The sequence below is a fragment of the Modestobacter sp. VKM Ac-2986 genome (assembly GCF_026967795.1).
Taxonomy (GTDB): domain Bacteria; phylum Actinomycetota; class Actinomycetes; order Mycobacteriales; family Geodermatophilaceae; genus Modestobacter.
Genome location: NZ_JAPVBH010000002.1, coordinates 116,317 through 129,925 on the forward strand (window position 1 = coordinate 116,317; position 13,609 = coordinate 129,925).

Consider the following 13,609-nt stretch of genomic DNA (forward strand, 5'->3'; position numbering starts at 1 on the left):
CGGCGATGGTCGGGACCCTGGCGGTGCGAGGGTACCGGCGGGTGCCGACAGCCGTCGTCGGCGGCAGTCGGTCAGCCCCGCGGAGGGAGCCCGGCCACCACCCGGTCCCAGATGGCGGCGGCCACGACGTCCTTGCCCGCGGCGGGGACGGCGGTGGCCGTGCCGTCGGCGTCCAGCAGCGTCACCTCGTTGTCCGCGCGGCCGAACACCCGCCCGGCGGAGACGTCGTTGACCACCAGCAGGTCGACGCCCTTGCGGGCCAGCTTCGCGCGGGCGTGGGTGAGCACGTCGCCCTCGTCGTCCCCGGTCTCGGCGGCGAAGCCGACCACCCGCTGACCGGCCGGGCGGGCGGCGACCAGCTCGACCAGGACGTCGGGGTTGCGCACCAGCTGGACGGAGTCCGGTTCGCCGGCGCTGCCCTTCTTCAGCTTGGTGCCGGCGACGGTGACCGGCCGGAAGTCCGCGACGGCGGCGGCCATCACCACGACGTCGGCGCCGGCGGCCTCGGCGTGCACGGCGGTGCGCAGCTGCTCGGTCGACTCCACCGGGACGACGCGGACGCCGAAGGGCGCCGGGGCCTCGACGTTGGCCGCGACCAGGACGACGTCGGCACCCCGGGCGGCGGCGACCCGGGCCAGCGCCCAGCCCTGCTTCCCCGAGGACCGGTTGCCCAGGAAGCGGACCGGGTCCAGCGCCTCGCGGGTGCCCCCGGCGCTGATCACGACCCGGCGGCCGGTGAGGTCCTGGGCCAGCGCACCCGGGCCGGCGGCGAGCACCAGCTCGGCGAGGGCGGCGACGTCGGCGGGCTCGGGCAGCCGCCCGGGCCCGGAGTCCGGGCCGGTGAGCCGGCCGACGGCCGGGGGCAGCACGACCGACCCGCGCCGGCGCAGCGTGGCCACGTTGTCCTGGGTGGCCGGGTGCAGCCACATCTCGGTGTGCATGGCCGGCACGAACACGACGGGTGCGTGCGCGGCGAGCAGCGTGGCGGTGAGCAGGTCGTCGGCCCGGCCGGCGGCGGCGCGGGCGAGCAGGTCGGCGGTGGCCGGGTTGACCAGCACCAGGTCCGCGGTCTGCCCGATGCGCACGTGGGCGACCTCGGGGACGTCGTCCCACACCTCGGTGGAGACCGGGTTGCCGCTGAGCGCCTCGAAGGTCGCGGCGCCGACGAACCGCAGCGCCGAGGCGGTCGGGACGACGCGCACGTCGTGGCCGCGCTCGGTGAGGGCCCGCAGCAGCAGGGCGGACTTGTAGGCCGCGACGCCGCCACCGACGCCCAGCACGATCCGGCTCATGCCCTCATCCTCCGCCAGACACGACGAAGTCCCCGGCACCAGGTGCCGGGGACTTCATCTGTGCGAGTGACGTTCGGCCCCCTCGCAGGGGCCCGCCGCGAGCGTGCGAGCGGTGGGGGGCGAGGGGGTCCTTCGTCAGTTCTCGCCGGCGGTGTGGGTGAGCAGGCCCTCGTTGATCTCGCGCAGCGCGATCGACAGCGGCTTCTCCTGGGGAGCGGTGTCGACCAGCGGGCCGACGTACTCCAGCAGGCCCTCGGAGAGCTGGCTGTAGTAGGCGTTGATCTGACGCGCGCGCTTGGCGGCGTAGATGACCAGGCCGTACTTGCTGCTGGTGCGCTCGAGCAGCTCGTCGATCGGCGGGTTGGTGATGCCCTCAGGGGCGGGTGCGACTCCGGACACGGGCGGGCGTGCTCCTCAACTCGGTGTGCGGGCGGGCGGCGGATGTGCTCCGCACGGTCGCCTCGGGTGCGTCCCCGCTGCGGTCAGGGACCAGCGGGCGGAGGCGCAGTCAGCAAGCCTACCAACTCGTCCGCCGCTCTGGCCACGTCGTCGTTGACGACCACCACGTCGAACTCGCCTGAGGCGTCCAGCTCGGCCTGCGCGAGGGCCAGCCGGCGCTCCTGCACCTCGGGGTGCTCGGTGCCCCGGCCGGCCAGCCGGCTGACCAGCGCCGCCCACGACGGCGGGGCCAGGAAGACCAGCTGGGCCTCCGGCGCGCGCTCACGCACCTGCCGGGCGCCCTGCAGCTCGATCTCCAGCAGCGCCGGCGACCCGGCACGCAGCTGCTCCTCGACGGGGGCGCGGGGCGTGCCGTAGCGGTTGCCGGCGTACTCCGCCCACTCCAGCAGCCCGTCGGTGGCGACCAGGTTGTCGAAGAAGTCCCCGTCGACGAACCAGTAGTGCTCACCGTCGACCTCACCAGGACGCGGGGCACGGGTGGTGACCGACACCGACACCCAGACCTCGGGGTGCCGGCGCCGGACCTCTGCGACGACCGTGCCCTTGCCGACCCCGGAGGGGCCGGAGAGCACGGTCAGCCGCGCACGGTTCAGGTCAGCCACTCGTCGTCCTGGGTCCGGGGCGGCCGGAGGCCACCGCGGGGTCCGCTCAGAGTGCGCCCTCGGCCGGGATCTGGTCGGGCTGGACCTGCTCGCCGGCGAACTCGGCCTCCAGCGCCTTGCGCTGGTTGGCACCCAGGCCACGCACGCGGCGGGTCGGGGAGATCTCCAGCCGCTCCATGATCTTGGCGGCGCGGGCCTTGCCGACGCCCGGGAGGGACTCCAGGACGGCGGAGACGCGCATCTTGCCGATGACCTCGTCGGTCTCGCCCTGCTTGAGGACGTCACCGACCGTGGTGCCCTTGGCCTTGAGCTTCTCGCGGAGCTCGGCGCGGGCCTTGCGGGCCGCGGCGGCCTTCTCCAGGGCAGCGGCGCGCTGTTCGGGGGACAACTCGGGAAGGGGCACGGAGCAACCCAATCGTGTTCGTGCCGGCCCTGCGACCGGCGGGGTGTTCGAGGTCTGGGTCAGCCTGCAGGCGGCCCTGCTGATGAGCCTGGGCGCCAACCTAGTCACCCTGAACCGGCTGGTCACGCTGGACCCCGTGCGCATCCGGGCAGGACCGTGTGCTTCACCGGACGCGCGGCGGACCGATCGGTCCGGTGACCGTCCCGTCACCCCTGGTCAGCGCACCGGTCGCCGCCCGGCCACCTGCCGGACACCGGTGCCCAGCAGGGCGCCCCCGGCCAGCACGAGGGCCAGGCCGGCCCACTGCCCGGCTCCGGCCAGCGGGACCGGGGCGGCGCCCTCGACGGCGCCGCCGGCCGCGCGGGCCGCCCCGAGCAGGGCGGCACCGAGGACGGCGAGGCCCGCGCCCGCGCCGAGGGCCGCACCGGCCGCCCACCGGCCCCGTGCCGCGCGGCCGGGGCCCAGGAGCCACGGGGCGGTCCCCGCGACCAGCAGGGCGCCCACGGCGACGAGGAGCCGGCCGGCGTCGGCGAGCCAGCCCGCGGTGACGAGCTGGTCGTACTGCTCCGGGGACAGGAACACCAGCTCCGGGGCGACCGCGGGTGGGCGCGTGGCCAGCACCAGGCCCGCCGCGGCCAGCAGCGCCCCCGCCACCACGGCTGCGACGGCCACCACCCGCCCCGGTCGGGGCGCACCCGGACGGGCAGGGGCGCCGGTCACCGCCGCGACCCTCCCGTCGCGGCCCCCACCGCGGCCGCCAGCACCGCCCCGAGCACGGCGGTGCCGAGCCCGGCCAGCTGCGCGGCCCCCAGCTGCACCTGCCTCAGCCCGGTGCGGCAGCCCAGCAGCTCGGCGCACGCCAGCGGCTCGTAGCTGCCGCCGTAGCTGACCACGGGCACCGCGGCCCGGGTCACCACGAGGACGACGCCGGCGACCACGAGCAGCCCCGCCAGGACCCCGAGGGACGGCAGGGCGCGCCGGACACCGTGCCGGCGGCCCAGCCACCGACCGGCCCAGCCGCTGAGCACCAGCAGCCCGAGGACCGTCAGCGCGACGCCCACCAGGTGCCCGGGGGTCCAGAGCAACGACCAGGGGGCGTCGTCGAAGGCGATCGACAGCTCACTCCGGTACGCACCGTCGATCGGCGGCAGGTCCACCCCGAGCGGGGCGTAGGCGAACCAGCCGGCGGCGTCGACCGCGGAGGAGGAGACGTTCGTCCTCCAGAAGACCGCCACGCCGGTCAGGCACAGCACCGCACCGAGGCCCGGTACCAGCCACCGCGCGGCGCGGCTCATGCGGCGAGCTCGGCCGTCCAGCGGTCGGCGGCCGTGCGCAGGGCGGCGACGTCCGGTCCGGCCCGCAGCACGTCCCGGGAGACCGACGGGACGACGGCCCGGTCGCCGAACAACCGGCGCAGGTCGGCCGCCGACCCGCCCTGGGCACCGAGCCCGGGGGCGAGCACCGGGCCGCGGAGGCCGGACAGGTCGACGTCCAGTTCGGGCAGCGTGGCGCCGACGACGACGCCGTGCGAGCCGGTGAACGCCCCCCACCGGCCCTGCTGGTCGGCGAACGCGGCCGGGTCCGGCGCCGGGTCGCCCACGAGCCAGCCCGGGGCGTTCCACCGGCCGACGGTGTCGACCACGGTCTGGGCCACGCTGCGCTCCCCCACCATCGCGGACTGGAAGGTCGCCGCATCGGCGTTGGACGTGCGGGCGAGCACGAACAGCCCGCCACCGTGCGACTCGGCTGTCCGGCGGGCCGGCTCCAGGGAGTCGGGGCCGAGGTAGGGACTGACGGTGAGCGCGTCGGCCGCGAGCGGGTGGTCCGGGCGCAGGTAGTCGGCGTAGCCGGCCATCGTCGAGCCGATGTCGCCGCGCTTGGCGTCCAGCAGCACGAGCGCACCGGCCGTCCGGGCCCACGCGACGGCGTCCTCGAGCACGGCCAGGCCGCGCGACCCGTGCCGCTCGTAGAAGGCCAGCTGCGGCTTGAGCACGGCGACGTGCCCGGCCAGGGCCTCGACCACGAGGTCGGTGAACCGGCGCAGGCCGTCGACGTCGTCGCTCAGGCCCCACTCCAGCAGCAGCTCCCGGTGCGGGTCGATGCCGACGCACAGCGGGCCCCGGGCGGCCACGGCGGCGGCCAGGCGCGTGCCGAAGGGGTCGGTCATGCCAGCTCCTCGACGCAGGCCCGGGCGAGGTAGGGGTCGGCCCAGGCGCCGGTGGCGCTCTGCACGCCGGCCGCGCCCAGCTCCAGCAGCGCCGCGGCACTCGCCGGGTCGGTCACCCCGCCCATCGCCAGGACGTCGAAGCGGTGGCCGCCGGCCGCACGCAGCTCCAGCAGCCGGGCGGTGAACTCCAGCGCCAGGTCGCGCACCGCCCGGCCGGACACCCCGGCGAGCGGGCGGCCGGGGAAGGTGGGCGTCCCGTCGGCGCGCTGCACCGCGCACTGCACGGTGTTGATCGCCGCCACCCCGTCCAGGTGCGGCGCGATCCGCGGCAGCAGGCCGGCCAGCGCCGGGCCGTCGAGCCAGGACAGCTTGGCGACCAGGCCGGTACTGGACGACAGCGCCCGCCGGGTGGTCTCGACGATGGCGGTGGTCAGCTCGGCGTCCCGGCAGATCGGCGGCCGCACGCCGCCGCCGGAGCCCAGGGTGTTCGGGCAGGACAGGTTCAGCTCCACGACCGGGGCGCCGGCGGCCTCGGCCAGCACCGCGGTGCGGGCGAAGTCGTCGGCGACCGCCTGCAGCTGCGCCGGCCCCTCGCCGTCGTCCTCCCCCATGACGCTGACCAGCAGCAACTGGTCCTCGGCCAGGCAGCGGACGGCGGCGGCGACGTCCTCGGTCCACACCCCGGGGTCCGGTGAGGGCACGCCGAAGGAGTTGGTGCTGGTCACCGCCGGGTCGCCGGGCGTCACCCAGTCCGAGGGGTCGGCGCGCACCACCGGCGGCGCACCGGGCCCGAACGGCTCCCGCACCCCGGGCACGAACGCCCAGTTGGGGAAGGCGTTGGCGGCGTGCGCGCGGCTGCGGACGGTCTTGTAGGTGAGCACGTTGAAGCCGTTCCCGGCCAGGTACTGCACCCACGCCGCGGTGCCGGTCATCGGGCAGGCCGGCACCCCGATCGGGAAGCCGACCCGCCGGCCCAGCACCTCCCAGCTGCCGGTGGCCCGCGGGCGGACCGGCAGCCGGGGGCCGGGCGGGCCGACGCGCGCGGCGGCCACGTCGTCGGTGAGCGCGTAGGCCGGGAAGCGCACGCCGGTGCGGGCCAGCAGCCGGTGCTGGCCCGTGGTGGCCAGCAGCCGCACCAGCGCGGGCAGGTCGCCGTCGTCCAGCGCGCCGGAGTCCAGCCGGGTGGTCACCTCGTCCGCCCAGGACGGCGGAGCCGGCTCGACCGCGCCGTCCAGCCGGGCGACGGCGGCAGCGGCCAGACCGCGGAGCACCGAGCCGGTCAGCCCGGCGGCCCGCAGCTCCCGCTGCAGCTCCGCCACCACCGCCGTCCTCTCGGGGACGGGAGTGGCCACTCCCGCCCCCGAGGCGGAGGGATCGGTCATCCGCGCGCCTTGGCGGCCTGCGCGTCGGCCAGCACCTGGTGGAGCTCCTGCAGGCTGCGCACGCCGAGGTCACCCCGGCGCAGCGCCTCCACGCCCTGCACGGTGGCGGCCATGCCCTGCACGGTGGTGATGCACGGGATGCCCATGCCCACCGCGGCCGCGCGGATCTCGTAGCCGTCCAGCCGCGGGCCGCCGTTGCCCGGCGTCCCGAACGGGGTGTTGACGACCAGGTCGACCTCGCCGGACTGGATCCGCTCCACGCAGTTGCCCGGGCCGTCGGAGAACTTGCCGACGACCTCGCAGGCCACGCCGTTGCGGCGCAGCACCTGCGCGGTGCCCTCGGTGGCCAGCACCCGGAAGCCCAGGTCGGCCAGCCGCTTGACCGGGAAGATCGCCGCCCGCTTGTCCCGGTTGGCCAGCGACACGAACACCGTGCCGGAGGTGGGCAGGTCGCCGTAGGCGGCGGCCTGGGACTTGGCGAAGGCGGTGCCGAACTCGGCGTCGATGCCCATCACCTCGCCGGTGGACTTCATCTCCGGCCCCAGGATCGTGTCGACGCCCTGGCCCTCGACGGTGCGGAACCGGTGGAAGGGCAGCACGGCCTCCTTCACCGAGATCGGCCCGTCGACGGGCAGGTCGGTGCCGTCGCCGGTCGCCGGGAGCACGCCTGCGGTGCGCAGCGAGGCGATGGTCTCCCCCACCGCGATCCGGGCCGCGGCCTTGGCCAGCTGGACGGCGGTCGCCTTGGACACGAACGGCACCGTGCGGCTGGCGCGGGGGTTGGCCTCCAGCACGTACAGGACGTCGTCCTTGAGCGCGTACTGCACGTTCATCAGCCCGCGGACGCCGATCCGGGCGGCGAGCGCCTCGGTGGCGGCCCGGATGCCGCGCAGGTCGGCCCCGCCCAGGGTGATCGGGGGCAGCGCGCACGCCGAGTCGCCGGAGTGGATGCCGGCCTCCTCGATGTGCTCCATGACCCCGCCCAGGTACAGGTCGGTGCCGTCGTAGAGCGCGTCGACGTCGATCTCGATGGCGTCCTCGAGGAACCGGTCGACCAGCACCGGGTGGTCGGTGCTGACGTCGGTGGCCTTGCGGATGTAGGACTCGAGCGTGGCGTCGTCGTAGACGATCTCCATGCCGCGCCCGCCGAGCACGTAGGAGGGGCGCACCAGCACCGGGTAGCCGATGGTGGCGGCGATGTCCTGCGCCTGGGCGAACGTGGTGGCCATGCCGTGCTTGGGCGCGAGCAGCCCGGTGTCGGACAGCACCCGGGAGAACTCGCCGCGGTCCTCGGCGGCGTCGATGGCCTCCGGCGAGGTGCCCAGCACCGGCACGCCGGCGTCCTTGAGCCGCTGCGCCAGCGCCAGCGGCGTCTGCCCACCGAGGGTGCAGATGACCCCGGCGACCGGGCCGGCGGCGCGCTCGGCCTCGACGACCTCCAGCACGTCCTCGAACGTCAACGGCTCGAAGTACAGCCGGTCGGCGGTGTCGTAGTCGGTGGAGACGGTCTCGGGGTTGCAGTTGACCATCACCGCCTCGTAGCCGGCGTCCTGCAGGGCCATGACGGCGTGCACGCAGGAGTAGTCGAACTCCACGCCCTGCCCGATCCGGTTGGGCCCGGAGCCCAGGATCAGCACCGCCGCCTTGGTGCGCGGCTCGACCTCGTTCTCCTCGTCGTAGGAGGAGTAGTGGTACGGCGTGCGGGCGGCGAACTCCGCGGCGCAGGTGTCGACGGTCTTGTAGACCGGCCGGATCCCGAGGCGCCAGCGCAGCACCCGGACGCCGTCCTCACCGGCCAGCTCGGGCCGCAGCGCGGCGACCTGCCGGTCGGACAGGCCGTGCCGCTTGGCCAGCCGCAGCAGCTCCGGGGTCAGCGAGGGAGCCGCACGGACCTGCTCGCCGATCTCGTTGACCATGGCGATCTGGTCGACGAACCACTCGTCGTAACCGCTGGCCGCCGACACCTCGGCGACCGTCGCCCCGGCGGCCAGCGCCCGCTGCGCGGTGTAGAGCCGGCCGTCGACCGGGGTGCGCAGCTTGTCGACCAGCGCAGCGGCGTCGGCGGGCTCGGCCGCGTCGGTCCAGAACCCGGCGGCCGTCGTCTCGGTGGAGCGCATCGCCTTGCCGAGGGCCTCGGTGAAGTTGCGGCCCATGGCCATGACCTCACCGACGCTCTTCATGGTGGTGGTCAGCCGCGGGTCAGCACCCGGGAACTTCTCGAAGGCGAACCGCGGGATCTTCACCACGACGTAGTCCAGCGACGGCTCGAACGACGCGGGGGTGACCCCGGTGATGTCGTTGGTGATCTCGTCGAGGGTGTAGCCGATGGCCAGCTTGGCCGCGATCTTCGCGATCGGGAAGCCGGTGGCCTTCGACGCCAGCGCGCTCGACCGGGAGACCCGCGGGTTCATCTCGATGACGACGAGGCGGCCGGTCTCGGGGTGCACGGCGAACTGGATGTTGCAGCCGCCGGTCTCCACGCCGACCTCGCGCAGCACGGCGATGCCGACGTCGCGCATCTGCTGGTACTCGCGGTCGGTGAGGGTCATTGCCGGGGCGACGGTCACCGAGTCACCGGTGTGCACGCCCATCGCGTCGATGTTCTCGATCGAGCAGATGACCACCACGTTGTCGCTGCGGTCACGCATCAGCTCGAGCTCGTACTCCTTCCAGCCCAGCACCGACTCCTCGATCAGGACGGTGTGGACCGGGGAGTCGGCGAGGCCGTGGCCGGCCATCCGGCGCAGCATCGGCTCGTCGGTGGCGATGCCCGAGCCCAGCCCGCCCATGGTGAAGCTGGGCCGGATGACGACCGGGTAGCCGACCTCCTCGGCGGTGGCCAGCGCCTCCTCGACCGTGCCGCACACGGTGGAGCGCGGGGCGTCGGCGCCGATCGAGCGCACGATGTCCTTGAACCGCTGCCGGTCCTCACCGCGGTTGATCGCCTCGACGTCGGCGCCGATGAGCTGGACGCCGTACTTGTCCAGCACGCCGTTCTCGAACAGGCCGATGGCGATGTTCAGCGCGGTCTGCCCACCGAGGGTCGCGAGGACCGCGTCCGGGCGCTCCTTGGCGATGACCCGCTCGACGAACTCCGGGGTCAGCGGCTCGATGTAGGTGGCGTCGGCGACCTCGGGGTCGGTCATGATCGTCGCCGGGTTGCTGTTGACCAGGCTGACCCGCAGCCCCTCGGCCTTGAGCACCCGGCAGGCCTGGGTGCCGGAGTAGTCGAACTCGCTGGCCTGGCCGATGACGATCGGGCCGGAGCCGATGACCAGGACGTGCTGCAGGTCGGCGCGCTTGGGCATCAGGCCTTCTCCCCCGTGCTCGACTCGACGACGGGTGCAGGCGTCACCGCGCTGCCCTCCTTGTTGGCTTCCATCAGGTCGACGAAGCGACCGAACAGCGGGTTGGCGTCGTGCGGACCGGCCGCCGCCTCGGGGTGGAACTGCACGCTGAACGCCGGGGTCTCCAGCAGCCGCAGGCCCTCGACCACCTGGTCGTTGAGGCCCACGTGGCTGACCTCGACCGGCCCGAACGGGGTGTCGGTGGGCCGGTCGAGCGGGGCGTCGACGGCGAAGCCGTGGTTGTGGCTGGTGACCCGCACGGTGCCGCTGACCCGGTCGAGCACCGGCTGGTTGAGCCCGCGGTGGCCGAAGCGCAGCTTGTAGGTGCCCAGGCCCAGCGCGCGGCCGAGGATCTGGTTGCCGAAGCAGATGCCGAACAGCGGACGCCGGGCCTCCAGGACCCCGCGCACCGCCGCGACCGCGTAGTCGGCGGCCGCCGGGTCGCCGGGGCCGTTGGAGACGAAGACGCCGTCGATGCCGGCCTCGAGCAGCTGCTCGGCCGTCGCGGTGGCCGGCAGGACGTGGGTCTCCACGCCGAGCTCGGCCAGGTAGCGCGGGGTGGCGGTCTTGATGCCGAGGTCGAGGGCGGCGATGGTGAACCGCTTCTCCCCCACCGCCGGGACGACGTAGGGCTCGCTCGCGCTGACGCCGGGGGCCAGGTCCGCGCCGGTCATCGAGTCGCTCGCCGTCACCCGGGCCAGCAGCTCCGCCTGGTCCAGCTCTGTGCTGATGCCCGCGCGCATGGCGCCGCGGTCGCGCAGGTGCCGGGTCAGCGCGCGGGTGTCGATGCCGCTGATGCCGACCACGCCCTGGGCCACGAGCTCGTCGTCCAGGCTGCCGGTGGCGCGCCAGTTCGCCGGGCGTCGCGCGGGGTCGCGGACGACGAAGCCGGCCACCCACATGCGGCGGCTCTCGTCGTCCTCGCCGTTGACACCGGTGTTGCCCACGTGCGGCGCCGTCATCGTGATGATCTGGCCGGCGTAGCTGGGGTCGGTGAGCGTCTCCTGGTAACCGGTCATCCCGGTGGAGAACACCGCCTCGCCGACCGTGGTGCCGGTCGCGCCGTAGGACTCGCCGCGGAACGTGCGCCCGTCCTCCAGGACGAGCAGTGCCTCAGTCACTTCTGTGCCTTTCCGTCGAGCACGGTCGGCACGCCCCGGAGGAACGTGGCGACCACCCGGCCGGGGAGCTCCCGGCCGGCATAGGGGCTGTTGCGGCTGCGGCTGGCCAGCGCGGCCGGGTCGACGACCGCGGAGTGCGCGGGGTCCAGCAGCAGCAGGTTGGCCGGCTCGCCGACGGCGAGCGGGCGGCCGTGGGTCTCGAGCCGGCCGATCGCGGCGGGGCGGACCGACATCCGGTCGGCCACCCCGCGCCAGTTCAGGAGCCCGGGCTCGACCATGGTCTGCACCACGATCGACAGCGCCTGCTCCAGCCCGAGCATCCCCGGGCGGGCGGCGGCCCACTCGCTCTCCTTGTCCTCCACCGCGTGCGGGGCGTGGTCGGTGGCGACGGCGTCGATCGTGCCGTCGGCCAGCCCGGCCCGCAGCGCTTGGACGTCAGCGTCGGTGCGCAGCGGCGGGTTGACCTTGTAGACCGGGTCGTAGGTCTCGGCGAGCTCGTCGGTCAGCAGCAGGTGGTGCGGGGTGACCTCGGCGGTCACCTGCACACCACGGGCCTTCGCCCAGCGCAGGATGTCGACCGAGCCGGCGGTGGAGACGTGGCAGACGTGCAGCCGGGCCCCCACGTGCTGGGCCAGCAGGACGTCGCGGGCGATGACCGCCTCCTCGGCCGCGGCCGGCCAGCCGGTGAGGCCGAGCCGGGCGGAGCGCTCACCCTCGTTCATCTGCGCGCCGACGGTGAGCCGCGGCTCCTCGGCGTGCTGGGCGACGACGCCGTCCAGGGCCTTGACGTACTCCAGCGCGCGGCGCATCAGCGCGGGGTCGGCGACGCAGTGCCCGTCGTCGGAGAACACCCGCACCCGGGCGGCGGAGTCCGCCATCGCGCCGAGCTCGGCCAGCTGCGTGCCGCCCAGGCCCACGGTCACCGCGCCCACCGGGACGACGTCGACCAGCCCGGCCTCCTGGCCCAGCCGCCACACCTGCTCGACCACGCCGGCGGTGTCGGCGACCGGGTCGGTGTTGGCCATCGCGTGGACCGCGGTGAACCCGCCGAGGGCAGCGGCGCGGGAGCCGGTCTCCACCGTCTCGGCGTCCTCCCGGCCCGGCTCGCGCAGGTGGGTGTGCAGGTCGACCAGGCCCGGCAGCGCGATGAGGCCAGCGCCGTCCAGGACGTCATCGCCGTCCAGCCCGGGGGCCATCTCGGTGATCCGGCCGTCGGTGATGCGGATGTCGACGGCCTCCTCGCCGTAGGGCTTCACGTTCTTGATGAGCGTCACTCGGGTGCGCCTCCCAGCAGCAGGTACAGGACGGCCATGCGCACGCTGACGCCGTTGCCGACCTGCGCGACGATCGTGGAGCGGGGCGAGTCGGCCACCTCGGCGGCGATCTCCATCCCGCGGTTCATCGGGCCCGGGTGCATGACGATCGCGTCGTCGGGCAGCACGGCCATCCGGCGTCCGTCCAGGCCGTAGCGGCGGCTGTACTCCCGCGCGCTGGGGAAGAACGAGGCGTTCATCCGCTCGGCCTGCACGCGCAGCATCATCACCACGTCGGCCTTGGGCAGGACGGCGTCCAGGTCGTAGCTGACCGTCACCGGCCAGGTCTCGACGCCGACCGGGAGCAGGGTCGGCGGGGCGACCAGGGTGACCTCGGCGCCCAGCGTGGTGAGCAGGCCGACGTTGGAGCGGGCGACCCGGGAGTGCAGCACGTCGCCGACGACAGCCACCCGCACGCCGTCGAGGCGGCCCAGCCGCTGGCGGATCGTGTAGGCGTCGAGCAGCGCCTGGGTGGGGTGTTCGTGGGTGCCGTCGCCGGCGTTGACCACGCTGCCCTGCACCCACTGGGCGAGCCGGTGCGGGGCACCCGACGCCGAGTGCCGGACGACGATGCCGTCGGCGCCCATCGCCTCCAGGGTCAGCGCGGTGTCCTTGAGGCTCTCGCCCTTGGAGACGCTGCTGCCCTTGGCGGAGAAGTTGATGACGTCGGCGGACAGGCGCTTGGCGGCCAGCTCGAAGCTGATCCGGGTGCGGGTGGAGTCCTCGAAGAACAGGTTGACCACCGTGCGGCCGCGCAGCGTCGGGAGCTTCTTGACCTCGCGGCCGGCCAGTGCCTGCTCGATCTGGGCGGTGGTGTCCAGCACCAGGGTGGCGTCGGCGCGGTCGAGGTCGGCGACCTCCAGCAGGTGCTTCCTCACGCCTCGCCCCCGGTGAGCAGGACCTCGTCCAGCCCGTCGATCTCGGCCAGGTGGACCTCGACCTTCTGGGTGCGCGAGGTGGGCACGTTCTTGCCGACGTAGTCGGCCCGGATGGGCAGCTCGCGGTGGCCGCGGTCGACCAGGACGGCGAGCTGCACCGCGCGGGGCCGGCCGAGGTCCCGCAGCGCGTCCAGCGCCGCGCGGACCGAGCGGCCGGAGAACAGCACGTCGTCGACGAGGACGACGAGCCGGCCGTCGATGCCGGAATCCGGGAGGCGGGTGTCCTCCAGCGCGCGGACGCCGCGCAGCCGCAGGTCGTCGCGGTAGAGGGTGATGTCGACGGTGCCGACGTCGACGGGGGTGCCGGAGAAGGCCTCGATCCGGGCGGCGAGCCGGCGGGCCAGCGGGGCGCCGCGGGTCGGGATGCCGACCAGGACCAGGTCGGCCAGGTGGCTCGCGGCCTTCTCGATGAGCTGGTGGGCCACGCGGTCGACGACGCGGGCGACGTCCTCGGCGCTCAGCAGCGGCGGGACGGGTGGTGCGGGCAGCTCTGATGACATGGTCATCAAGCCTCCTTCCCCGCCTCACGGGACGGGTCGTTAAAGGAGATCCCGCCCCCGGCCTGGGCCGACGGCGGGTGGGACC

At 74.6% G+C, this 13,609-nt stretch carries 13 protein-coding genes; all 13 read right to left on the reverse strand.

Features of this window, described 5'->3' with window-relative positions:
* Positions 1 to 71: 71 nt before the first annotated feature.
* The 13 genes from coaBC to pyrR all read right to left on the reverse strand — a co-directional run bounded on the left by coaBC (position 72) and on the right by pyrR (position 13,530).
* Positions 72 to 1,292 carry a bifunctional phosphopantothenoylcysteine decarboxylase/phosphopantothenate--cysteine ligase CoaBC gene (coaBC, locus tag O2W14_RS04800; protein WP_269174942.1) on the reverse strand — a complete coding sequence of 407 codons (1,221 nt, stop codon included), beginning with the start codon at positions 1,290 to 1,292 and terminating at the stop codon, positions 72 to 74.
* 135 nt (positions 1,293 to 1,427) lie between these two features.
* Entirely contained in the window at positions 1,428 to 1,691 is a 264-nt protein-coding gene (rpoZ, locus tag O2W14_RS04805) for a DNA-directed RNA polymerase subunit omega (protein ID WP_014741310.1), read from the reverse strand.
* An 83-nt stretch (positions 1,692 to 1,774) separates the two neighbouring features.
* Entirely contained in the window at positions 1,775 to 2,353 is a 579-nt protein-coding gene (gmk, locus tag O2W14_RS04810; RefSeq protein ID WP_269174943.1) for a guanylate kinase, read from the reverse strand.
* A 46-nt stretch (positions 2,354 to 2,399) separates the two neighbouring features.
* The gene (gene mihF, locus O2W14_RS04815) at positions 2,400 to 2,756 is read right to left on the reverse strand and encodes an integration host factor, actinobacterial type (RefSeq protein ID WP_163612849.1); all 357 of its coding nucleotides are present in this window, start codon (positions 2,754 to 2,756) and stop codon (positions 2,400 to 2,402) included.
* Positions 2,757 to 2,972: 216 nt separating this feature from the next.
* Positions 2,973 to 3,476 carry a hypothetical protein gene (locus tag O2W14_RS04820; protein WP_269174944.1) on the reverse strand — a complete coding sequence of 168 codons (504 nt, stop codon included), beginning with the start codon at positions 3,474 to 3,476 and terminating at the stop codon, positions 2,973 to 2,975.
* Positions 3,473 to 4,051, reverse strand: a complete 579-nt coding sequence (locus O2W14_RS04825) for a hypothetical protein (protein WP_269174945.1) — start codon at positions 4,049 to 4,051, stop codon at positions 3,473 to 3,475. The genes O2W14_RS04820 and O2W14_RS04825 overlap by 4 nt, the downstream gene beginning before the upstream one ends.
* Positions 4,048 to 4,923 carry an orotidine-5'-phosphate decarboxylase gene (pyrF, locus tag O2W14_RS04830; protein WP_269174946.1) on the reverse strand — a complete coding sequence of 292 codons (876 nt, stop codon included), beginning with the start codon at positions 4,921 to 4,923 and terminating at the stop codon, positions 4,048 to 4,050. The genes O2W14_RS04825 and pyrF overlap by 4 nt, the downstream gene beginning before the upstream one ends.
* Positions 4,920 to 6,305: a dihydroorotate oxidase gene (locus O2W14_RS04835; RefSeq protein ID WP_269174947.1), complete on the reverse strand. Its 1,386-nt coding sequence runs from the start codon at positions 6,303 to 6,305 to the stop codon at positions 4,920 to 4,922. Before O2W14_RS04835 ends, pyrF begins: the two co-directional genes overlap by 4 nt.
* Positions 6,302 to 9,613 carry a carbamoyl-phosphate synthase large subunit gene (carB, locus tag O2W14_RS04840; protein ID WP_269174948.1) on the reverse strand — a complete coding sequence of 1,104 codons (3,312 nt, stop codon included), beginning with the start codon at positions 9,611 to 9,613 and terminating at the stop codon, positions 6,302 to 6,304. The genes O2W14_RS04835 and carB overlap by 4 nt, the downstream gene beginning before the upstream one ends.
* Complete coding sequence (gene carA / locus O2W14_RS04845; RefSeq protein WP_269174949.1) at positions 9,613 to 10,773, reverse strand: glutamine-hydrolyzing carbamoyl-phosphate synthase small subunit; 1,161 nt, start codon at positions 10,771 to 10,773, stop codon at positions 9,613 to 9,615. The genes carB and carA overlap by 1 nt, the downstream gene beginning before the upstream one ends.
* Positions 10,770 to 12,047, reverse strand: a complete 1,278-nt coding sequence (locus tag O2W14_RS04850) for a dihydroorotase (RefSeq protein ID WP_269174950.1) — start codon at positions 12,045 to 12,047, stop codon at positions 10,770 to 10,772. Before O2W14_RS04850 ends, carA begins: the two co-directional genes overlap by 4 nt.
* Positions 12,044 to 12,964, reverse strand: coding sequence for an aspartate carbamoyltransferase catalytic subunit (locus O2W14_RS04855; protein WP_269174951.1), 921 nt, complete (start codon positions 12,962 to 12,964; stop codon positions 12,044 to 12,046). Before O2W14_RS04855 ends, O2W14_RS04850 begins: the two co-directional genes overlap by 4 nt.
* Positions 12,961 to 13,530 carry a bifunctional pyr operon transcriptional regulator/uracil phosphoribosyltransferase PyrR gene (pyrR, locus tag O2W14_RS04860; protein WP_269174952.1) on the reverse strand — a complete coding sequence of 190 codons (570 nt, stop codon included), beginning with the start codon at positions 13,528 to 13,530 and terminating at the stop codon, positions 12,961 to 12,963. Before pyrR ends, O2W14_RS04855 begins: the two co-directional genes overlap by 4 nt.
* Positions 13,531 to 13,609 lie beyond the last annotated feature (79 nt).